This is a genomic window from Marinobacter sp. M5B, assembly GCF_042604615.1.
In the GTDB taxonomy this organism is placed as follows: Bacteria; Pseudomonadota; Gammaproteobacteria; order Pseudomonadales; family Oleiphilaceae; genus Marinobacter; species Marinobacter salarius.
Genome location: NZ_CP156894.1, coordinates 323,762 through 343,931, shown reverse-complemented (window position 1 = coordinate 343,931; position 20,170 = coordinate 323,762). Strand labels below are relative to the sequence as shown.

Below are 20,170 nucleotides of genomic sequence, written 5' to 3'. Positions count from 1 at the left end.
GATCATGGATATGCCAGCAAACCCCGTGTGGCAGCAGCGCCTGTTCCTGGGATCATGGAAGAGCGGGAACGGCGAGCAGATCAACGTTACGGAACCCGCGACCGGAGAGGTTATTTCACAGCTGAAAGCCGCGACGCCGTCTGACGTTGACCGGGCTGCAACCACTGCCAGGGACGCCCAGACGCAGTGGGTGGCGGTTCCCTTTGATCAAAAAGCCGAGATCCTGCGTAAAGCCGCCACCCTGCTCAAGGAACGCGCGGATGAAATCAACGGATGGAATACCCGTGAGTGCGGCTCCATCGGTCCAAAGGCGGACTGGGAGTTGCAGGCCACCTATGAACAGGCTCAGATGGCGGCGGCCCTGCCAATGCAACCCAGTGGCGAAATCTTCCCGTCCAATATGCCAGGAAAACGAAACTACTGGAAGCGTGTGCCCATTGGTACCGTGGGCGTTATCGCCCCCTGGAACTTCCCTATCCTTCTTGCCATGCGGTCCGTATTTCCGGCGTTGGCCATGGGTAACTGCGTGATACTGAAGCCCGATCCCAAGAGCAGTATTTGTGGTGGTGTGCTGATGGCAAAAATTCTGGAAGATGCCGGGCTCCCTGAAGGAGTATTCCACGTGCTGCCTGGTGGCCCCGACGTCGGCCAGGCACTGGTTGAGCATCCGCTGGTCAAGATGATCTCATTCACCGGCTCAACCGCCGTGGGCAAGAAGATCGGTGAAACCTGTGGGCGAATGCTGAAGAAAGCGGCACTGGAACTCGGCGGCAATAACGCCCAGGTGGTGCTTGAGGACGCAGACTTGGACATCGCCAGCTCCTGCGGGGCCTGGGGCTCGTTCCTGCACCAGGGGCAGATCTGCATGCAGACGGGGCGTCACCTGGTGCATCGCTCGGTGGCGGATGAGTACATTGAGCGTCTGGCCGCCCGTGCTGGAAACCTCGCTTGCGGTAATCCTGCACAGGAGCAGGCTCACCTTGGCCCCCTGATCAATGAGGCTCAGGCAAAACGCGTCGAAGACATCGTCAATCGCTCGGTCGAGATGGGTGCCAGAATTGTCGTCGGCGGAAAACGCAACGGCAACTATTACGAGGCTACCGTCATGTCCGACGTTACCCCGGACATGCCGGTTTTCTCCGAGGAAGTCTTTGGCCCGGTAGCACCTGTGATGACCTTCGACTCTGATGACAACGCCTGCAGTCTGGTCAACGAATCACTCTACGGCCTGGCGGCAGCCATCCACTCGAGATCGACAGAGCGCGCCCTGCAAATCGCCAACCAAATCCAGGTGGGAATGATCCATATCAACGATCAAACGGTGAACAACGAGTTCCAGGTGCCCTTCGGCGGCCTGGGCAGTTCCGGCAACAGCGGCCGCTTTGGCGGACCTGCCAACATTGAAGAGTTCACCACCAGCCAGTGGGTCAGTGTGATGGAGAAAGGTATCCAATACCCCTTCTGATACTCGACCTGAACCTCGCTTTCCTTGTTGAGTGGCGATCCCTGAGGGGATGATCTGCTCTTGCCCGAGGAGCTCCCCTGCTCTTCGGGCTTTTTTATCCTTCAAATACCTGAATTTCAAAGTGTCGTTAATAGCGCTGCAACCACAGGACACCGGTGTGCAGAAAACGGATATTGCTCTTTCGCCTCGAAGACTCTAATGACAGAACCGCAAAACAAAAATTTCGAGGTGTTGAAATGAACAGGACCAAATCCCTTGCCAGCGCTGTACTGGCAACTACCCTGACCGCAGGCATGAGCCTTGGCGCACATGCCGCCGGCGATCCGGTAAAAATTGGCGTCATGCTGCCGTTCAGTGGCATCTACGCACAACTGGGCGAAGCCGGGCGCGACGGCCTGAAGCTGGCGCTGAAGGAAAACGCCGCCAACCTGCACGGCGCGGACATTGAATTTATTGAGCTGGATACCGAAGCCAAACCATCACGGGCTCCGGAACTGGCGTCGTCGCTGCTGAACCAACACGAAGCGGACTTTATAATTGGCCCGGTTCATTCCGGTGTTGCCATGGGCATGATCAAGATGCTTCGTGGCAAGGACACCGTGATGATCATTCCGAACGCAGGTGCGGCAGCGGCCACAGGCCCATTGTGCTCGCCCAACATGTTCCGGACGTCCTTCTCATCCTGGCAGCCATCCTACCCCATGGGCAAAGTCGCTCTGGAAAAAGGGTACAAGAAGGTTTATGCCATCAGCTGGAACTACGGCATGGGCCGCGAGAGCCTGGACGCTTTTGAAGAGTCGTTCACTGCCGGTGGTGGCGAGATTGTCGAGAAAGTGCTCCTGCCCTTCCCATCTACCAACTTCCAGTCCCACGTGAGCTCCATCGCGGATACAAATCCCGATGCTGTATTCACCTTCTTCGCTGGCGGCGGCGCCATCAAGTTCGTGAAGGACTACGATGCCATGGGCCTGCGCGGCAAGATTCCGCTGCTGGGGTCCGGCTTCCTCACCGAAGGCACTCTGAAGGCGCAGGGCGACGCTGCCGAAGGCGTGATGACCGGTCTGCACTATGCAGAGCAACTGGATGTTCCCAAGAACCGGGAATTCCGCGAAGCCTTCAATACCGAATACGGCCACTACCCGGACATCTACGCCGTACAGGGCTATGACGCGGGGCAGGCTATCGCTAACACCATCGACCAGCTCAAGGGTGACATTTCGGACAAGCAGGCCGTGATCAGCACCATGGAAAAGCTGACCATCGACAGCCCGCGTGGAGAATTCACCTTCTCCAAGGCCCACAACCCGATCCAGAACGTCTATCTGCGGGAAGTGAAGGACGGCGTGAACGTGGTGCAGAGCATCGCCGCCGAAGCGCTGGAAGACCCTGCCCGTGGCTGCAAGCTCTAAGCACGGGTTCTGAATCCCCCGGCGAAAGCCGGGGGCTCATCTGAAGCTCCCTTGCCCACACCTGAACTGACTTATCCGTAAAACCGTTGGGTATCACTATGTCTACCGAACTTTTCTTCGTGCAACTTATTAATGGTCTCCAGTATGGGTTGCTTCTGTTTTTGATCGCCTCCGGCCTGACCCTGGTGTTTGGTGTCATGGGCATCCTTAACCTGGCCCATGGCTCCATGTACATGGTCGGTGCCTATCTGGTGTGGTACTTCGTTGCGGTAACCGGCAGCTTTACGGTATCCGCCATTCTCTCGGCGGTCATCGCCCTCGGCCTGGGCATACTGATCGAACGGATATTGATACAGCGATTGTATAACCGCAACCACCTGGATCAGGTACTGCTGACCATCGGCATGATCTTCGTGTTCAACTCGCTGCAAAGCATTCTCTGGGGCAACGACCCTTATGGCGTCGCGGTTCCTGACGCGCTGAGCGGCTCCGTACCCTTCACCGACAACTCCAGTTACCCGGTTTACCGCATCTTTGCGGCATTCATCTGTATCGCCATCGCCGCCGCGCTTTATTTCGTGGTGAGCAAGACCCGCCTGGGCATGCTGATCCGTGCCGGAGAATCCAACCGGGAAATGGTGGAAGCCCTGGGCGTCAATATCAAAAGCCTCTACACCATCGTGTTTGCGATTGGCGTCATGCTGGCCGCGGTGTCTGGCATTATCGCCGCCCCCATGCGCTCCATTGTTCCGGGTATGGGCGAAAGCGTCCTGATTACCTGCTTCGTGGTGGTGGTCATCGGCGGCATGGGTTCGATCAAAGGCGCCTTTGTGGGAGCCCTCCTGGTGGGGGTTATCAGCACATTTGCTGCGGTACTGATGCCCACCATGTCCAACATGATTATCTACATCTTTATGATCCTGGTGCTGCTGGTGAAGCCCCAGGGCCTGTTCGCCAAGTAAGCGGGAGCCGAACATGATTTTCGAGAAACGCACCGAGCGCATCTTTCTGGCGATCTTCTTTGTGATCGCCCTCTGTATTCCTCTGTTCCTTGAGGACAATTCGTTCTTCGTCGGCAAAGCCACCACCATCCTGATCCTGGCGGTGTTCGTGATGTCACTGGATTTTCTGGTAGGGCGTGTTGGCCTGGTGACCTTGGGGCACGCACTCTTCTACGGCTTGGGTGGATACCTGTTCGTGATCGTTACGCCGGAATACGAAGCCGTCAATTTCTGGCTCTACGCCCTGTACATCATGGGTATCAGCGCTGTGGTCGCTCTGGTTGTTGGTGTTGTGGTGCTGCGAACCTCTGGCATCTATTTCATCATGATCACCCTGGCGATATCGCAGATGGTGTACTACTTCTTCTTCGACTCCCTGGAGTTCGGGGGTAACGACGGTCTGTTCATTTTCATGAAGCCGGAAACCAGCATCTTTGGCCTGAACTTCCTGAACCTGGACAACCCCACGCACTTCTATTACCTGTCGCTGCTGGCGGTGTTGGTCACCCTGCTGGCCATCAAGATCATCCTGCGTTCGCGCTTTGGCCGCATTGTAGAAGCCAGCCGCCTGAATCCGGAACGCACCGAGGCCCTGGGCTATAACATTTTCGCGTTCCGCCTGATCAGCTACATCATCGGCAGCACCCTGGCGGCCTACGCCGGACTGTTGTTCGCCCTGCAGTATGGCTACGTCAATCCGCAATTCATGACCTGGGAAATGTCCGGTACCGCCCTGGTGATGTCCATCCTCGGTGGTATGGGCACCATCTACGGCGCCATTCTCGGCACTATTACCTATGAAGGTCTGCAGTATTTCTTCGAGCACATGAGCGAAGACTGGATGCTGTTCATGGGCGGCGCGATCATCCTGATGGTCCTGCTGCTGCGCAAAGGCCTGGCCGGTTACCTTGAAAAGCTGCTGGAGAAATAATCATGGCCAACGACATCATTCTGGAAACCGAATCCCTCAGCAAACACTGGGGCGGCATCAAGGCACTCAACGACATTTCCCTGCAGTTTCATGACCGACAACTGCACGGCGTGGTCGGTCCCAACGGCGCGGGCAAAAGTACGCTGCTGAATATGCTGTGCGGCACACTGACACCGACCAGCGGGTGTATTTTCCACAAGGGCGATCAGATTGAGGGTATGAAACCCTGGAAATTTGTGCGCCGGGGCATTGGCCGCAGCTTCCAGAAAACCAACATCTACGCCGATGTCACCTGCCTGGAAAACTGCGCCGTGGCCGCTCAACGCCGCTTCACCGGCAGCTTCAATCTGTTCGCGTCGCGTCATTCCAACAAGCTGGTTCGGGAAGCGGCTGAAAAAGCGCTGTGCCAGGTGGGGCTCGAAAGCCGCATCCACACCGTCGCAGCGGAAATATCCTACGGTGAGCAACGCCAGCTTGAGTTGGCGATGGTGCTGGCAACCGACCCCTGCATCCTGCTGCTGGATGAGCCTATGGCGGGCATGGGACACGAGGAATCCCAGCGCATTATCGCGCTGCTGAACGAACTCAAGCAGACCTACAGCATTGTGCTGGTAGAGCATGATATGGATGCCATCTTCGAGCTGTCTGACCAACTGACCGTACTGGACAACGGCACCCATCTGATCACCGGCACCGTGGATGAAGTACGTAACGAGCCCCGGGTGAAAGAAGCCTACCTGGGCAAGGAAGACGAGGAGGAAGCGGCATGAGCAACAGTCTTCTGGAAGTTAAAAACCTCAACACCCTGTATGGTCGAAGCCACATCCTTCACGATCTGTCGTTCCGGCTGGATAAGGGGCAGTCCATGAGCCTGATGGGGCGTAATGGCATGGGCAAGACCACCACGCTCAAGTCCATTCTTGGCATCGTGCCGCCCCGCAGCGGTCATGTGTATTTCGACGGACAGGACATCAGCAACCTGCCGACCTGGAAGCGGATGCGCCGCGACATAGCCTATGTTCCCGAAGGCCGGGGCATGTTCCACAATCTGACGGTGAAGGAACACCTGCAAATGGCCGCCCGCCCCGACAGCAACGGCAACACCGGCTGGAATTTCGATCGGGTCATGGATACCTTTCCGCGCCTTCAGGAGCGCCTGTCAAACCTGGGCACGGAGTTGTCCGGGGGCGAGCAGCAGATGCTGGCGATCGGTCGCGCGTTGGTCACCAATCCCCGACTGATGATTCTGGACGAGGCGACCGAAGGTCTGGCGCCGCTGATCCGCCAGGACATCTGGAACGTGATTGCCACCATTCGTGAGTCGGGCATTTCCACACTGATCGTGGACAAGAACATCAAGGCGCTGAAAAAGCTCTGTGACCGTCATGTGGTGGTGGTGAAAGGACAGGTTCACTTTGATGGCAGCTCCGAAGAGCTGGACCAGAATCTGGAAAAGGTCGAAACCGCGCTCAGTGTCTGAATACCCTGATTGGGCTTAGCCCCAATCAGGCGTTTGGCACGCCCAGTGAATCCACAAAGTAGTCCAGCAGCATTCTCACCTTTGGCGACAGGTGACGGTTATGGGGATACACCGCCCAGATACCGTCATCGTCTTCCTGGTAATGAGTCAGAAGAGGTATCAGTGTACCCGCGTCGAGTGCCGGCCCAACGTAATAATCCGGCAGCTGGACAATACCAACCCCCTTCAGCGCTGCATCCAACAAGGCTCTGCCGCTGTCACAACGCACATTTCCACGAATCCGGACATTGCGGGGATGACCCGCATCCTGAAATCGCCAGTAACCCAGATTCCCCTGAAGGCAATTATGGTGTTCCAGCTCAGACAGAGAGTGCGGGGTGCCATGGACAGCGAGATAAGCTGGCGAGGCGCATACATACAGAGTCCGGGAAGCAAGACGCCTGGCCATCAGGCTCGAATCGTCCAGTTTACCAAGCCGTACCGCAAGGTCGTAACCTTCCGCCACCAGGTCCAGTTGCTGATTGGTCAGTTTCATTTCAACGTCGAGTTCGGGATACCGCAGTACAAAATCGTTGACCAGCGGTGCGATCGACTTCTCTCCGTAGGTTACCGGCGCCGTCAGTCGCAGCCGGCCCTGGGGCACCAGCTGCATATTGGTCATAGAGCGCTCCGCCTGTTCAAGGGCGTCCAGTATCTGGCGACAATGCTGATAGTAGATCTGCCCGGCCTCGGTAGTGGAGACGCGCCGGGTCGTTCGATAGAACAGACGGGTGGATAACCTGTCTTCGAGCGCGCTGATCTGTCGGCTGACGTGAGCGGTCGAGACGTCCAGGCGTTTTGCCGCCCGGGTGAAGCTCTCCGTTTCAGCCACCGCCACGAATTCGTTTACACCTTCCCAGCGCTGCATGTCACCACCCTACTTTTGCTTCAGCAATTCTGATTATTACACATGAGTAAAAGTGATTTCACGAATATGGTCATTATCAACATCTGTGCAGCAAATATAATGACCAGGTCATTCGGGCAGTGTCCAAATACAGATGCATCACAAACGGAGAGAATTATGAGCGATATGATCAAATCAAAAGCAGCCATTGCCTGGGGACCGGGGCAACCACTCTCCATTGAAGAAGTGGATGTAATGCCGCCGAAAGCTGGTGAAGTTCTGGTGCGAGTGATCGCTACCGGCGTCTGTCACACCGATGCGTTTACGCTTTCCGGAGACGATCCCGAAGGTAATTTCCCCGCGATTCTGGGCCATGAAGGCGGCGGCATCGTTGAGGCCATCGGCGAAGGTGTCACGAGTGTCGAGATTGGAGATCACGTTATTCCTCTGTACACGCCAGAGTGTGGGGAATGTAAATTCTGCCTCTCCGGTAAAACCAACCTGTGCGGGAAGATTCGGGAAACCCAGGGCAAGGGCCTGATGCCCGATGGCACCAGCCGTTTCTACAAGGATGGCCAGCCAATCTATCACTACATGGGCTGCTCCACCTTCTCCGAGTACACCGTGCTGCCGGAAATCTCTCTGGCCAAAGTGAACAAAGAAGCGCCACTGGAAGAAGTGTGCCTGCTGGGCTGCGGAGTAACCACCGGCATGGGCGCCGTCATGAACACTGCCAAGGTGGAAGAAGGTGCCACCGTGGCGATCTTCGGTCTGGGCGGCATCGGCCTGTCTGCCATTATTGGCGCTACCATGGCCAAGGCCAGCCGCATCATTGCCGTCGATATCAATGAGAGCAAGTTCGACCTCGCGAAGCAACTTGGTGCAACCGATTGCATCAACCCAAAAGCCTATGACAAACCCATTCAGGAAGTCATTGTCGAACTGACAGATGGCGGCGTGGACTACTCCTTTGAGTGCATTGGCAACGTCGACGTGATGCGTTCTGCCCTGGAATGCTGCCACAAGGGCTGGGGCGAATCCGTCGTCATCGGTGTCGCAGGTGCTGGCCAGGAGATTTCCACCCGCCCATTCCAACTGGTGACCGGTCGAGTCTGGAAAGGCTCCGCGTTCGGCGGCGTCAAAGGCCGCTCCGAGCTTCCTGGAATTGTCGAGCGGTATCTGCAGGGCGAGTTCAAACTCAACGATTTCATCACCCACACCATGGGGCTTGAAGACATCAATGAGGCGTTCGAACTGATGCACGAAGGAAAGAGCATTCGTAGCGTGATCCATTTCGATAAGTGACCGGCGCGGTCGCCTGCCACCCATGGCAGGCGACTCACCCACGGAGTTCTTGATGAGCATCGAAAACCTGAGCAGCAACAAAAGTTTCGGTGGCTGGCACAAGCAGTACAGCCATCAGTCCGACACCCTTGGTTGTGTCATGCGTTTCGCGATTTACCTGCCACCACAGGTGGCTAGTGGGCAAAAGGTACCCGTCGTTTACTGGCTATCGGGCCTGACCTGCACCGACGAAAACTTCATGCAGAAAGCGGGCGCCCATCGGGTGGCCGCCGAACTGGGCATTGCCATTGTGGCCCCGGACACAAGTCCCAGAGGCGACGACGTCGCCAACGATGACGGTTACGATCTTGGCCAGGGGGCGGGGTTCTATGTGAATGCTACCGAGAGCCCCTGGAACACGCATTACCGCATGTACGATTACGTGCTGAATGAACTACCGGCACTGGTGGAGTCGGTGTTCCCAGTGACCGGCCAACGCTCTGTCGCGGGACATTCCATGGGCGGGCATGGCGCCCTGGTGCTGGCATTGCGCAATCCACAGACATACCAGTCGGTGTCTGCTTTCAGCCCGATCAGCAATCCGGTCAGTTGCCCGTGGGGCAAAAAAGCCTTTGCCGCCTATCTCGGCAACGATACCGGGCGCTGGGCTGCCTACGATGCCAGCCTGTTAATGCGCAAGGCACAGCAATTCGTGCCGGCCCTGGTGGATCAGGGTGACGCTGACAACTTCCTGGCCGAACAGCTTCGCCCCGAAACCCTTGAGGCGTCAGCCCATATCAGCGGTTACCCGCTGGAACTGAATCTGCGCGAGGGCTACGACCACAGCTACTACTTCATTGCCAGCTTCATTGAGGACCATCTGCGATTCCATGGACGCCATCTGGAACGGTGACGGAACCCTGCACCGTGCCGGAGATAAGTACAAAAAACGGATAGGGATGTTCATTAACCGGATATTTGCCCACGCCTGAATAACCGATAGTTCAAATGCCAAACAACAAGGAGAAGGCAAATGAACTATCGACATTCATTACTAGCGCTCGCTATTGCATCCGGTCTCAGCGCGGCCCCCGCCGTTCACGCTCTCGAACTCGGCGAGTTCAACGACACCAAATTCAGCATCGGTGGCTATTTCAAAGCCGAAGCCATCTATGAAAAAGTCGATGATGGGGATTCCCGCATCTTCGGCCGTTCCAACCAGTCCCGCGTTAACCTTAAAACAGTCACCCAGAAGGAAGGCCATACGATTGTCGGCTTTGTGGAAGGCGACTTTTACGGCGGCACCTTTCCTGGCGAGAATAACGACCTACGGCTTCGCCACGCGTTCATCAAGGTGGATCAGACCACCGTGGGGCAGACCTGGACCGGCCAGTTCTGGGCCGTTGCCTATCACGATTACCTGGATTTCCTGGGCGGGCCGCGAGGCACCCTGGGCGGGTTCAACTTCCGCACTAACCTGGTTAGTCACGAGGTTGCCGGCTTCCGTTTTACTGCACAGGACCCTGTCAACAACGACGCCGACACGCCTGATCTTGCGGTTAACTACAACCTGAGTCTCGACGGTGGTCACCGTGTTATCCTCACCGCATCAGGTCGCGAAGTTGAAAATGGCGACTTCGTGGGTGGCGGCGCCATCGGCTCGAAGTTCATGATCGGGCCTCACAGCCTGAACGTGAATGCTCACTACGGTGAAGGGCTTGGTGCATTCACCGGTGTTGGCGTAAACAACAGCCTGTCGTCACCGGATGTCGAAAACGACGACGCTGTCAGCCAGGCAGGGTTTGACGTTGGCTTTCGCTACGTCATCAACAACGAGTGGCGGGCAAACGTCGCTTATACAGCCGTCGAAGTGGATGACGACGCCGACACCAACTACGAAGCCCATCGCGTTAACCTGATCCACAACATCACCCAGGATCTGGAAGCCGGGATAGAGTGGCGAAAGTACAATCTCGCCTTCGGCCCACTGTTGCCGGAAGGCCAGCAGGTTGAGGTCATGGCCAAGTACAAATTCTGATCCGGACCTTCAGAATTGGTATCCTTGCCAACAACCCGCAAAACAGGTGCCCGCCGTCTCCAGGGCACCTGTTTTCCGCTGGTACAAGGCAGCACCAGTCAATTGCAAACGGTAACGTCCATGGCAGAAGAAAGCCCAAAGCGGCAGGGAATCGGTTCGCTGGAAATCGGATTGCATATCCTCAACTACATCTCCGTGGCTTCCAGGCCACCCACCCTCAAAGAGCTGTCGGGGGCCCTGGATCTCTCACCCAGTCGTGCCCACAAATACCTCGTCAGTTTGCTGAGAGAGGGCTACATCAATCAGGTAAACCAGACCCAATACACCCTGGGTAACTCCAGCCTGACCCTCGGCATTTCCGCGCTCCGTCGCATCAATCCCATTCAACTGAGCTATGAAGCCGTTGACCGGCTCAACGAGGAAACCGACAAAACCGTGTCGGTCACCGTCTGGAACGGGAACGGCCCGCTGATCATCAAGTGGCTGGATTCAAGCCAGCCGATCTCGGTCAACGTCCGACTGGGCGCCGAACTGTCGCCACTGAATTCAGCGTCAGGAAGGATTTACCTGGCTCACCTGCCGGCAAAACGACGAAAGGAACTGGTGGACCAGTATTACAAGAGCTCCAAGTCACTCCCGAAACATCGGGGCAAACCCATTACCCGGGAAGAACTGCAACCCCATCTGGAAACTATCAAGCGGGATAACTACTGCGCGTTTTTCAGTGACTATCTACCCGAAATCAATGTGCTGAGCCGTCCGGTCTTCGACATCAACGGCAGCATCGTCACCGTCATCACCCTGTTGGGCCTTGATCGGGACACCGACATCAGCGAAGGCTCATTCCTGTTCGAACAGGTCCGGGAATGCAGTGACCGGGTGACACGGCAGATCTGCGGGCAACAGCGGGAAGGCAATGGCCGGGGTTAACCGGCCATTCGCATGGTTTCGGAGGGCAATTCGCCAAAGGATTTTCGATAGTCCGATGAAAACCGGCCCAGGTGGCTGAAGCCATAGTCCAACGCGATCTCGGTGACGTTCCTGCATTTTCCCTGCAGGAGATCTTCCCGCAACTTCTGAAGTTTAAACTGCTTGATGTAACACTTCGGGGTTGTTGCGAAGGCCTTCGAAAACGCATTGTAGATGGATCGAACACTCATGTTGGAGACACTGGAAAGCTCTTCAATATCAATGTTGCGATGCACGTTCTGTTCAATGTAACGGAGCATTTTACCGAGGGTAGGCGTACAGGCCGGCCCCTTTTCCTGAGATGACCAGTTGCTGGGAAACACCTTCAGCAGCTTCTTGAGGATGATTTCACGATAGGCGCCGCAAACCGGGTTGATATCCTCGTCTTCGGCATCTTCAAGCTCGGAGAGCACGGCCTCCATGATATTGATCAGTGCCGGACACAGCCGTAGCTCCACAGGCGCCCGAGTAAAGCGAATGCCATCCTCCGGCAACCGACCGTGTGACAACTCACGGGCATTATTGAGCACATGCTCCGGAACCTTGATGATCAGCTTTTCGCAATCATCCGAATACTCCAGATCAATCTTTTCATAGGGGTTCACCATAACCGCCTGACCACTGCGAACCTTCATACGCTCGCCCGCCTGATGCCAGACACACTCACCCCGGGTGACCACCTGAAAGTGGTAGATGGACTCAAGTTCGGGGCTTTTTACCCGTACATGGTTACCGTAGCTGAGCTGGGACATCCCAAACCCGGCAAATTCCCTGAAGCTGAGACTGGACTTCCGTTTCTGCTCTCCCAGCATTTCCAGGCGATGCTGCCCGATATGCTGATTAACGAACGAAGACACCTCTTCCGGATGTGCCCCCTGAAGGACGGTAGCGCCCGCAAGTGATTGACCAAACATCTCTCGCCTCATTTACTTATTGTTAATGAGTTCACTTTATATAAATTTAGATGGTCAATCAACAACCAATGATGGCACCACCTAAACAGCATACGTCAGGTCATCAAAGAAGAACGCGAACATGAGATACAACGGGGTATACGAGAGCGGCAAGTGCGCCAACTCACTTCAGGAAGGTCAGGAGGCCTGTTGCTTCAACAAAGTGGCGATGGTCGAGGTGTATGGGGAATCGATGCCAAGACTGGTGCAACGTTTGAGTACAGCACCGGCAATACTGTCCAACTCAAGGGGGCGCCCCTTCTCTCTGTCTATCAGCATGGACGTTTTGATCGCATTGAAGGAACTGATCAGCTCGAACATTTCGTGGAGGTCTTTCTGAGTGAGATTCACATCATCGGCCCTTGATGCTTCAACGGTTTCCGCCATCATGCCATACACAATCCTGCTGAGCTCAGGATGATGAGTAAGGCTGCGGGTGTCTAGTCCTGTCAGTGCCGAGAGCGGGTTTACACCATTGTTGATCACCAGCTTACGCCATAGCTCGTAGCGAATGTTGTCGGAAAGCGTGGTGGGAATACCCGAGTCATCGAATACCGCCGCGAGTTTCTTCAGCAGCAACGAGCGCGCGCTTCCGGGTTTACCCACCGCAGGCCATTCGCCCATGACGATCTCGGCAACGCCTTCTGCTTCAACAACCCCTGGCCGGGCAATATGCCCACCGATCCGCACCGCAAGCCCGCCAATTATTCGCTCCGTACCTATGACATCGGCCAGCAACGGCTCATTGTCAACGCCATTCTGTAAGGACAACACGGGAACCCGGCCCTGTCTGAGCCAGGTTCCGAGCTCTTTCGTAACCAATACGGTGGCTGTCGACTTCAGGGCAATGATGATTACGTCAAAGTCGTCAGGGTGGAATCCGGCCGCCAGTTGCTGGTGGCTGAGCGCCTCTGGACGATGAATCAGCTCCCGCCCCTCGTAGTAAACTTTCAGGCCATGGCTGGCAAGGGCATGCAGATGGTCCCCTCGAGCAGTGAGTATCACCCGGTGCCCCGACTCCAGAAGCCTGGCAGCATAGTAACCTCCAATACCACCGGCCCCAACCATCAATAGTTTCAGCATTTATGGAACCTTCTGTATTTCCAACAGATTATTGCATCCATCCATAACCTGCGAGGGATTGACTGGTCTCGTTCAGCGAAAAGCCAAACAGGCGCTGAGGTGCCTGCATTCCACCCAGACTGAAGGCGGTATTGAGCACACATAACGTCGGGTCGGCAACGGGGGCTTTGGCTCCCGGACTGGAATTAGAGGCACCAAGGTCAGATTTCGACATGGCTTTTGCCCATCGGTGTTCATCTTCCCACTGACGAATCAGGTTACGGATATAACTGTCAATTGGCTGAGGATGATCCACATTGTTGCCGACGTTTTCCAGCCGGTCCAGACATATCAGCAACACGCCCTGGTTTCTCAAGGCTTCCAGGCAATGACCAATGGCCCTGTAGTGTTCACTGGTCATGCCCGTGTTGAGCTTCAATTCAATCACCTCATCAGGCGCGAGGTGCGTCATGCTCTCAGCCAATTCCTTCAAACCCTGTTCCCGAGATCCGCGAACGGCGGCATCAAACCCCCGTTCCGCCATTTCAGACTGCAGACGCCTGGCAAGAACTCCCTCGCCACACTGGTAAAAAATTTCCGGCTGTACGCCCCCTTTTGCCGAGGTAATAAATGCTACGTTGGCAATCACGAGATCCGGCCGTATCAAGCGGCGCAGGCTTGCCTGCCCTTTGGGCCCTATCAGCGCTTCGGTTTCACAGGACAAATACAGCACAGGCAGCTTGGTCACATTACTCACCCGCAAGACACGTTGGTTTGAAGACAACTTTAAGGACGGACTTTACTGGCCGGCTCCCCTGCTATCCCGAAATGGCTTTTAGGCATTTCGGTAATGATTACCCGTACGCGTTCAATCGGCGAATCAATTGAGCGTGACATGGCTTCCGACACCTCACGAATAAGGCGCTCTTTCTGTTCGTCCGTGCGACCTTCAAGGATATACAGTTGGGCTATTGGCATGACGGTTCCTCACGCAAAATCAACAAGAACGTTCCTGACACGCTCCGGGCTCGACGACAAGAAGGCCGGGTAGGTGGCCAGGCGACCAAACCATTGGCGAGTTCGGGGAAAATCGGCAGGGATATCCACGCCGTAGAGCAGGGCCAGAGCAAACCTTGGAAACAAGGCGCACTCGGCCAGGGTTGGCTGGTTCCCGAGAAGGAAGCTTTCGTCTTGCAACGCCATCTCGAGTGCGGCTAGCCCGCCCAGAAATCCGTGTGTACCCTTACGAATCCTGTCTTGATCCCATTCGTTCTCCGGTTTATCGCGTTTCTCAAAGACCACTTCCCGCAGGGATTGCCCCAAAATTCTATCCCCGTACACGACCCAGCTTCGTGCTTCCGCCCTTCGGCGTGGAGAATCCGGCAGCAAGGCCGGCCCGGTTTCGGCCAGGTACTCAAGCATCGGGCCAGAGTCCGTCAGTACCAGGTCATCCTCAATCAACACCGGCACCGTTTGACTCGGCGATAATCGCTGCCACTCGGCGAGAACATCCGGATCTGACCTGTCCATACTGTGCATCACCCGCCCCTGCATAGCTGCGGCAATTCGGACTCGCCAGCAAAACGGACATTCAGGCTTATCAATCAGTCGTATCCTGCTCATTGGCGTGCCGCTCCCAAATCCCTCAGGTGCTCCCCCACAAAATCCAGCCTGTCCTGACCCCAGAAAATCTGGTCGCCGATAACAAACGTGGGAACACCCAGGGCACCTTTTTCCTGTGCTTCCTGCCAGTTCCGGTCAAGTTGGGCATGGAGTTCGGGATCATCGACCGCCCTGGCGAACGCCTCTCTGTTCAGTCCAACGCTTTCGGCAACTGAGGAAAGGACCGCTGCATCCCCTATGTCCAGGCCGTCCGCCCATTCGGCGCGCATCACTGCCACCACGTAGGGTTTGAGCAGTCCTTCCTTCTCCGCCAACAGTGAGCCAGCCCCGGCACGGGTAGGATCCGTACTCTTCGGAGGTGGAGTCAGAGGCATGCCAAATCGACGTGCCCAGCGTGCCACGTCCTGCCTTGCGATAGGCATCTTGACCTTCGCACGGTCCGGATCCGAGCGACCGCGCCATCCCCCCAAAGGCCTCCAGAGCAGATTGACTTGGTACTGGTCAAACAGCTCGAACATGCGCTCGCTGGCCAGATAGCAGTACGGGCTGCGAAAGTTGAAATATAAACGTAGATCAATGGTATCGCTCATAATTCCCTGCTCCGTTGGCAGTGTCTTTGAGGCTTAGATAAACCTTCCGGTTACGGTCCCCAGCCCCTGATAACGCACGGTGATATTATCCCCAGGCTCCACGGTGATGGCAGCGGTTATGCCACCGGTCATGATGAAGGTGCCCGCGGGAATGTGCTCACCCCGCTCTGCCAGCAGATTCGCCAGCATCGCCACGCTGGAGGCCGGATGGCCGAGCACGGCGGCACCCGCGCCTACATCGACAACTTCACCGTTCTTCTCGACCACCACGCCCAGGGTTTTCAAATCCACATCCGCCACATCGGCCATCTGGCCGCCAGTGATAAACCGGGTTGATGAGGCGTTATCCGCCACGACACTCACCAGGTCGAACTTGAAGTTCTCATAGCGGGAGTCAATAACTTCCACGGCGGGAATCACAAAGTCCGTCGCCGCCAGCACTTGGCCGATATGGCAGCCGGGGCCTTTCAGGGGTGCCTTGGTGACGAAGGCAATCTCGGCTTCGATTTTCGGATGGATCAATTCCTTGGTGTTGACCACGCCGCCGTCCGGCACACTGAAATAGTCTGCCAGGAAGCCATAGATCGGAGTCTCCACACCCATCTGGGCCATCTTTGCCCAGGAGGTGAGGCCCATTTTCATGCCAACGATCTTGTTGCCACGCTCTTCCTTGCGGCTGCGTATTTCCCACTGCACGTCGTAGGCATCCTCGAAGGTCATGTCCGGGTAGTCATTGGTGACCTTGGTGATGTCGTGGGCCTGCAACTCGGCGTTTTCCACGTGTTCGGCCAGGGCCAGCACCTGTTCACGGCTCAGTGTCTTGCTCATGTGTTCTGCTCCTTTTGTGCCGCCAGCAGATCCAGCGCCACGTCCACGATCATGTCTTCCTGGCCACCCACCATGCGGCGTTTGCCCAGCTCCACCAGAATGTCCACGGTTTTCAGTCCGTACTTCTGCGCCGCCACTTCGGAATGGCGCAGGAAGCTGGAATAGACTCCGGCGTAGCCCAGGGCCAGGGTTTCGCGGTCAACTCTGACGGGACGGTCCTGCAGCGGGCGTACAATGTCATCAGCGGCATCCATCAGGGCGTACACATCGGTGCCGTGCTCCCAGCCCATCTTGTCGAAGGCGGCGATGCACACTTCCAGCGGGGCGTTACCCGCGCCTGCGCCCATGCCGGCGAGGCTGGCATCGACACGGTCACAGCCTTCCTCGACCGCCACGATGGAGTTGGCCACACCCAGGGCCAGGTTGTGGTGGGCATGGATGCCGGTCTGGGTTTCGGGTTTCAGAACATCCTTCAGGGCCCGGAAGCGGTCGCGGATGTCGTTCATGTTCATGGCACCGCCGGAGTCGACGACATAGAGGCAGGTAGCCCCGTAGTCTTCCATCAGCTTGGCCTGTTCCGCCAATCCTTGCGGGGTCTGCATGTGGCTCATCATCAGAAAGCCGACGGTGTCCATGCCCAGTTTGCGGGCGTGCTCGATGTGCTGCTTCGACACATCCGCTTCGGTGCAGTGGGTGGCCACTCTGACGATTCTTGCGCCGGCGCTGTAGGCGTTGTCCAGGTCGTGGACGGTGCCGATGCCGGGCAGCAGCAGGGTGGCAATTTTCGAGTGGGTGACTACGTCCGCCACCGCTTCGATCCACTCCAGGTCCGTGTGGGCGCCGAAGCCGTAGTTGAAGCTGGAGCCCTGCAGGCCGTCGCCGTGGGCTACTTCAATACTGTCGACTTTTGCCTTGTCCAGGGCCCGTGCAATGTCCTGCACGTTCTTGATGGAGTACTGGTGACGAATGGCGTGGCTGCCGTCCCGCAGGGTCACGTCGGAGATGTAGAGTTTCTTGCCGGGGTTATAAGTCATGGTTCAGTCTCCTCACTTGACCAGCGATTCGGCGATGCGCTCGGCAGTACCAAGAGCCGCGGAGGTCATGATGTCCAGGTTGCCCGCGTAGGCCGGCAGGTAATGGGCAGCACCCTCCACTTCCAGGAAGATGGAGGTCTTCAGGCCGCTGAACTTACCCAGGCCCGGGACGTTCATGGGCTGGTCTTCAGGAATCACATCAAACTGCACTTTCTGCTTGAGGCGATAGCCGGGCACGTAGCTGTTGACGGCCTGGACCATTTCTTCCACGGAGGCTTCGATTTCCGCCTCGTCAGCGGCCTCGGACAGCACGTAGACGGTGTCCCGCATCAGCAGGGGTGGTTCGGCCGGGTTGAGGATGATGATGGCCTTGCCCTTGCCGGCACCACCGACCACTTCGATGGCCTTGGAGGTGGTTTCGGTGAACTCGTCGATGTTGGCGCGGGTGCCGGGGCCGGCGGATTTACTGGAAATGGATGCCACGATTTCCGCGTAATGAGCCTTGGCGACTCGGGAGACCGCTGCGACCATGGGAATGGTGGCCTGGCCACCGCAGGTGACCATGTTGACGTTGCCCTCGGCCAGATGTTCCTCCAAATTAACCACGGGCACGCAGTAGGGGCCGATGGCCGCCGGGGTCAGGTCGACCACGCGAATATCGGGTTTGTGCCCCCGCAGCAGTTTGTCATTGTGAACGTGAGCGCCGGCGGAGGTGGCGTCGAACACCACCTGAATTTCGGCAAACTCGGGCATTTGCACCAGACCTTCCACACCTTCGGCGGTGGTGGCCACGCCCATGCGTTTGGCACGGGCTAAACCATCCGATTCGGGATCAATCCCCACCATCACCCCCATCTCGATGTGTTCGGCGGTGCGCAGGATCTTAATCATCAGGTCGGTGCCGATGTTGCCCGAACCGATGATCGCAGCTTTGATTTTGTTGCTCATGATGTTGTCCTCTTCAATCCGGATCAGGCGAAGCGCACGGAAGCACTGCCGATACCACCGATGTCCACGCGCATGTAATCACCGGCCTTGACCGGCTCAAGCGGTACCAGGGAACCGGACAGGATGACCTCACCGGCTTTCAGGGTGATGCCGAACTCGCCCAGGGTGTTAGCCAGCCAGGTCACGCAGTTCACCGGGGAACCCAAGGCCGCAGCACCGGCTCCGGCGCTCAGCACGCTGCCGTTCTTTTCCACCACCATGCCGCAGGTCACCAGGTCCACCTTGCGGGGAGAAACCGCCTGATCGCCCAACACAAACAGACCACAGGACGCGTTATCCGCCACGGTGTCCTGGATGGCGATCTTCCAGTCCTGGATGCGGGAATCGACAATCTCGAAACAGGGCATCACACACTCTGTGGCTGCGAGTACGTCGGCATTGGTAATCCCGGGGCCGCTCAGGTCTTTCTTCAGGATGAAGGCAATTTCGCCCTCGGCGCGGGGTGCGATCAGCCGGTCGCTGATGGGCACGACTTCGCCACTGTTGAACACCATGTCGTCGGTCAGATAGCCGAAATCCGGCTGGTGAACATTGAGCATGTTCTGAACCGCCTTGCTGGTCACGCCGATCTTCTTGCCGATAATCGAGGCGCCATCCGCCAGGCGGCGTTCAAGCATGCGCAGGGAAATGTGGTAGGCATCGTCAATGGTGATGTCTTCGCCACGGCCGGTCAGCGGTGCAACTGCTTCCCGGCTCAGCATGGCCTGGTAAAGCTCGTCACCCAGCGCCTGTATACGTTTCTGTTCCATTATTCTGCTCCTGAAGCCTCTTGATCGGCCTCGGTCAGGAAATCGTTCACCAGCCGGGCAAACCGGTTGGCATGTTCAATCTGGGTCCAGTGGCCGCAACGGCCAAACACATGCAACTGGGCTCGGTCGATCAGTTCCGCCAGTTTCAGTGAGGCAGCAAGCGGTATCACCTCATCCTCGCGGCCATGAAGAACCAGGGTTTCGTGGGGCAGCGCCCGGATGTGCTTCTCCTCGCTGGCCAGGTTGTCGACCCAACGCTGACGCGGTGCCGGGAACATGGCGGCAAAGGATTCCTGGAAACCGGGGCGGATGCTGGCCTGATAGCGCATCTCCGCCAGTTCGTCGGTGAGCAGGCCTTTGTTAAAGGCAAACACATCCATCAGGCGGCGCATGTTTTCAAGGGAAGGCTGATAGCCCCAAACATCATCCAGGCCCTCAGTGATTGGAAAGCTGACACCGACAGAGCCCATCAGCACCAGGCGACGAACCCTCTCCGGGTACTCGATCGCCAGTGCCAGGGCCAGGCCGCCACCGAAGGAGTTGCCGACCAAATCCACCTGTTGCAGATCCAGTGCATCCATAACGCCGATGGCATGGGAGACCCAGCGTTCCCGGCTGTAGGTGTTGTCTTCCGGACGCTGGGTATATCCGAAGCCGAGCATATCCGGGGCCACCACACGGCGGTTCTTCGCCAGCTCCGGAATCACCAGGCGCCAGTTGGCCCAGGCGGTCACGCCGGGGCCGGAGCCGTGGATCATCATTACCGGAACACTGCCCTTGCCATGGTCATGGACATTGGTGCGGTAGCTGGCGGCGGTTATATCACGCCCGATTTCCGGGCTGTTTTCAGGTGCAGTCAT

The 20,170-nt window shown here is 57.0% G+C and carries 22 protein-coding genes; 10 read left to right on the top strand and 12 right to left on the bottom strand.

All coding sequences use genetic code 11. The features are described 5' to 3' along the window. Positions 1–4 precede the first annotated feature (4 nt). From AAGD24_RS01555 to AAGD24_RS01530, 6 genes are all read left to right on the top strand, one after another. On the top strand, positions 5–1,465 hold the full coding sequence (locus tag AAGD24_RS01555) for a benzaldehyde dehydrogenase (protein WP_136633954.1): 1,461 nt from the start codon (positions 5–7) through the stop codon (positions 1,463–1,465). Between the two features lie 236 nt (positions 1,466–1,701). Further along, on the top strand, positions 1,702–2,874 hold the full coding sequence (locus AAGD24_RS01550; RefSeq protein WP_136633955.1) for an ABC transporter substrate-binding protein: 1,173 nt from the start codon (positions 1,702–1,704) through the stop codon (positions 2,872–2,874). Positions 2,875–2,972: 98 nt separating this feature from the next. Continuing rightward, entirely contained in the window at positions 2,973–3,836 is an 864-nt protein-coding gene (locus tag AAGD24_RS01545; RefSeq protein ID WP_136633956.1) for a branched-chain amino acid ABC transporter permease, read from the top strand. Positions 3,837–3,849: 13 nt separating this feature from the next. Continuing rightward, positions 3,850–4,806, top strand: a complete 957-nt coding sequence (locus AAGD24_RS01540; RefSeq protein WP_075195474.1) for a branched-chain amino acid ABC transporter permease — start codon at positions 3,850–3,852, stop codon at positions 4,804–4,806. A 2-nt stretch (positions 4,807–4,808) separates the two neighbouring features. Next, complete coding sequence (locus tag AAGD24_RS01535) at positions 4,809–5,576, top strand: ABC transporter ATP-binding protein (protein ID WP_136633957.1); 768 nt, start codon at positions 4,809–4,811, stop codon at positions 5,574–5,576. After that, the gene (locus tag AAGD24_RS01530; RefSeq protein WP_075195476.1) at positions 5,573–6,286 is read left to right on the top strand and encodes an ABC transporter ATP-binding protein; all 714 of its coding nucleotides are present in this window, start codon (positions 5,573–5,575) and stop codon (positions 6,284–6,286) included. The genes AAGD24_RS01535 and AAGD24_RS01530 overlap by 4 nt, the downstream gene beginning before the upstream one ends. Before the next feature lie 25 nt (positions 6,287–6,311). Here the strand turns inward: AAGD24_RS01530 and AAGD24_RS01525 are convergent, their stop codons facing one another. Then, a complete protein-coding gene (locus AAGD24_RS01525) occupies positions 6,312–7,193 on the bottom strand; it encodes a LysR substrate-binding domain-containing protein (protein WP_075195477.1) in 882 nt (293 codons plus the stop codon). A gap of 165 nt (positions 7,194–7,358) precedes the next feature. On the opposite strand from AAGD24_RS01525, the gene AAGD24_RS01520 reads away from it, so the two are divergent. From AAGD24_RS01520 to AAGD24_RS01505, 4 genes are all read left to right on the top strand, one after another. Then, positions 7,359–8,477: an S-(hydroxymethyl)glutathione dehydrogenase/class III alcohol dehydrogenase gene (locus AAGD24_RS01520; RefSeq protein ID WP_227664798.1), complete on the top strand. Its 1,119-nt coding sequence runs from the start codon at positions 7,359–7,361 to the stop codon at positions 8,475–8,477. Positions 8,478–8,529: 52 nt separating this feature from the next. Next, on the top strand, positions 8,530–9,369 hold the full coding sequence (gene fghA, locus AAGD24_RS01515; RefSeq protein WP_085681855.1) for an S-formylglutathione hydrolase: 840 nt from the start codon (positions 8,530–8,532) through the stop codon (positions 9,367–9,369). A gap of 120 nt (positions 9,370–9,489) precedes the next feature. Then, on the top strand, positions 9,490–10,494 hold the full coding sequence (locus AAGD24_RS01510) for a porin (RefSeq protein ID WP_036202354.1): 1,005 nt from the start codon (positions 9,490–9,492) through the stop codon (positions 10,492–10,494). A gap of 120 nt (positions 10,495–10,614) precedes the next feature. Beyond that, complete coding sequence (locus tag AAGD24_RS01505) at positions 10,615–11,424, top strand: IclR family transcriptional regulator (RefSeq protein WP_136633959.1); 810 nt, start codon at positions 10,615–10,617, stop codon at positions 11,422–11,424. Here the strand turns inward: AAGD24_RS01505 and AAGD24_RS01500 are convergent. From AAGD24_RS01500 to AAGD24_RS01450, 11 genes are all read right to left on the bottom strand, one after another. Continuing rightward, on the bottom strand, positions 11,421–12,377 hold the full coding sequence (locus AAGD24_RS01500; RefSeq protein ID WP_199480274.1) for an AraC family transcriptional regulator: 957 nt from the start codon (positions 12,375–12,377) through the stop codon (positions 11,421–11,423). The genes AAGD24_RS01505 and AAGD24_RS01500 overlap by 4 nt on opposite strands. 177 nt (positions 12,378–12,554) lie before the next feature. Further along, positions 12,555–13,499 carry a ketopantoate reductase family protein gene (locus AAGD24_RS01495; RefSeq protein ID WP_228210241.1) on the bottom strand — a complete coding sequence of 315 codons (945 nt, stop codon included), beginning with the start codon at positions 13,497–13,499 and terminating at the stop codon, positions 12,555–12,557. 28 nt (positions 13,500–13,527) lie between these two features. Beyond that, positions 13,528–14,226: a hypothetical protein gene (locus AAGD24_RS01490; protein ID WP_228210240.1), complete on the bottom strand. Its 699-nt coding sequence runs from the start codon at positions 14,224–14,226 to the stop codon at positions 13,528–13,530. Positions 14,227–14,264: 38 nt separating this feature from the next. Next, a complete protein-coding gene (locus AAGD24_RS01485) occupies positions 14,265–14,456 on the bottom strand; it encodes a 2-hydroxymuconate tautomerase (RefSeq protein WP_007152856.1) in 192 nt (63 codons plus the stop codon). A gap of 9 nt (positions 14,457–14,465) precedes the next feature. Further along, entirely contained in the window at positions 14,466–15,101 is a 636-nt protein-coding gene (locus AAGD24_RS01480) for a glutathione S-transferase family protein (RefSeq protein WP_228210239.1), read from the bottom strand. Next, the gene (locus tag AAGD24_RS01475) at positions 15,098–15,691 is read right to left on the bottom strand and encodes a 2-hydroxychromene-2-carboxylate isomerase (RefSeq protein ID WP_228210238.1); all 594 of its coding nucleotides are present in this window, start codon (positions 15,689–15,691) and stop codon (positions 15,098–15,100) included. Before AAGD24_RS01475 ends, AAGD24_RS01480 begins: the two co-directional genes overlap by 4 nt. Positions 15,692–15,724: 33 nt before the next feature. Next, entirely contained in the window at positions 15,725–16,519 is a 795-nt protein-coding gene (gene dmpH, locus AAGD24_RS01470; RefSeq protein ID WP_136633699.1) for a 2-oxo-3-hexenedioate decarboxylase, read from the bottom strand. Beyond that, entirely contained in the window at positions 16,516–17,553 is a 1,038-nt protein-coding gene (gene dmpG / locus AAGD24_RS01465) for a 4-hydroxy-2-oxovalerate aldolase (protein WP_136633700.1), read from the bottom strand. The genes dmpH and dmpG overlap by 4 nt, the downstream gene beginning before the upstream one ends. A 12-nt stretch (positions 17,554–17,565) precedes the next feature. After that, positions 17,566–18,501 (bottom strand): acetaldehyde dehydrogenase (acetylating), encoded by a 936-nt coding sequence (locus AAGD24_RS01460; RefSeq protein WP_379866300.1) that lies wholly within the window; start codon positions 18,499–18,501, stop codon positions 17,566–17,568. Positions 18,502–18,524: 23 nt separating this feature from the next. Continuing rightward, on the bottom strand, positions 18,525–19,310 hold the full coding sequence (gene dmpE / locus AAGD24_RS01455) for a 2-oxopent-4-enoate hydratase (RefSeq protein ID WP_336146330.1): 786 nt from the start codon (positions 19,308–19,310) through the stop codon (positions 18,525–18,527). Next, positions 19,310–20,170: an alpha/beta fold hydrolase gene (locus AAGD24_RS01450; RefSeq protein WP_379866298.1), complete on the bottom strand. Its 861-nt coding sequence runs from the start codon at positions 20,168–20,170 to the stop codon at positions 19,310–19,312. The genes dmpE and AAGD24_RS01450 overlap by 1 nt, the downstream gene beginning before the upstream one ends.

Bases quoted from the DNA above. Each gene is read 5' to 3' on its own strand.
- AAGD24_RS01555 (WP_136633954.1), top strand. From the start codon at position 5: ATGGATATGCCAGCAAACCCCGTGTGGCAGCAGCGCCTGTTCCTGGGA.
- AAGD24_RS01550 (WP_136633955.1), top strand. From the start codon at position 1,702: ATGAACAGGACCAAATCCCTTGCCAGCGCTGTACTGGCAACTACCCTG.
- AAGD24_RS01545 (WP_136633956.1), top strand. From the start codon at position 2,973: ATGTCTACCGAACTTTTCTTCGTGCAACTTATTAATGGTCTCCAGTAT.
- AAGD24_RS01540 (WP_075195474.1), top strand. From the start codon at position 3,850: ATGATTTTCGAGAAACGCACCGAGCGCATCTTTCTGGCGATCTTCTTT.
- AAGD24_RS01535 (WP_136633957.1), top strand. From the start codon at position 4,809: ATGGCCAACGACATCATTCTGGAAACCGAATCCCTCAGCAAACACTGG.
- AAGD24_RS01530 (WP_075195476.1), top strand. From the start codon at position 5,573: ATGAGCAACAGTCTTCTGGAAGTTAAAAACCTCAACACCCTGTATGGT.
- AAGD24_RS01525 (WP_075195477.1), bottom strand. From the start codon at position 7,193: ATGCAGCGCTGGGAAGGTGTAAACGAATTCGTGGCGGTGGCTGAAACG.
- AAGD24_RS01520 (WP_227664798.1), top strand. From the start codon at position 7,359: ATGATCAAATCAAAAGCAGCCATTGCCTGGGGACCGGGGCAACCACTC.
- fghA (WP_085681855.1), top strand. From the start codon at position 8,530: ATGAGCATCGAAAACCTGAGCAGCAACAAAAGTTTCGGTGGCTGGCAC.
- AAGD24_RS01510 (WP_036202354.1), top strand. From the start codon at position 9,490: ATGAACTATCGACATTCATTACTAGCGCTCGCTATTGCATCCGGTCTC.
- AAGD24_RS01505 (WP_136633959.1), top strand. From the start codon at position 10,615: ATGGCAGAAGAAAGCCCAAAGCGGCAGGGAATCGGTTCGCTGGAAATC.
- AAGD24_RS01500 (WP_199480274.1), bottom strand. From the start codon at position 12,377: ATGTTTGGTCAATCACTTGCGGGCGCTACCGTCCTTCAGGGGGCACAT.
- AAGD24_RS01495 (WP_228210241.1), bottom strand. From the start codon at position 13,499: ATGCTGAAACTATTGATGGTTGGGGCCGGTGGTATTGGAGGTTACTAT.
- AAGD24_RS01485 (WP_007152856.1), bottom strand. From the start codon at position 14,456: ATGCCAATAGCCCAACTGTATATCCTTGAAGGTCGCACGGACGAACAG.
- AAGD24_RS01480 (WP_228210239.1), bottom strand. From the start codon at position 15,101: ATGAGCAGGATACGACTGATTGATAAGCCTGAATGTCCGTTTTGCTGG.
- AAGD24_RS01475 (WP_228210238.1), bottom strand. From the start codon at position 15,691: ATGAGCGATACCATTGATCTACGTTTATATTTCAACTTTCGCAGCCCG.
- dmpH (WP_136633699.1), bottom strand. From the start codon at position 16,519: ATGAGCAAGACACTGAGCCGTGAACAGGTGCTGGCCCTGGCCGAACAC.
- dmpG (WP_136633700.1), bottom strand. From the start codon at position 17,553: ATGACTTATAACCCCGGCAAGAAACTCTACATCTCCGACGTGACCCTG.
- AAGD24_RS01460 (WP_379866300.1), bottom strand. From the start codon at position 18,501: ATGAGCAACAAAATCAAAGCTGCGATCATCGGTTCGGGCAACATCGGC.
- dmpE (WP_336146330.1), bottom strand. From the start codon at position 19,310: ATGGAACAGAAACGTATACAGGCGCTGGGTGACGAGCTTTACCAGGCC.
- AAGD24_RS01450 (WP_379866298.1), bottom strand. From the start codon at position 20,170: ATGACTGCACCTGAAAACAGCCCGGAAATCGGGCGTGATATAACCGCC.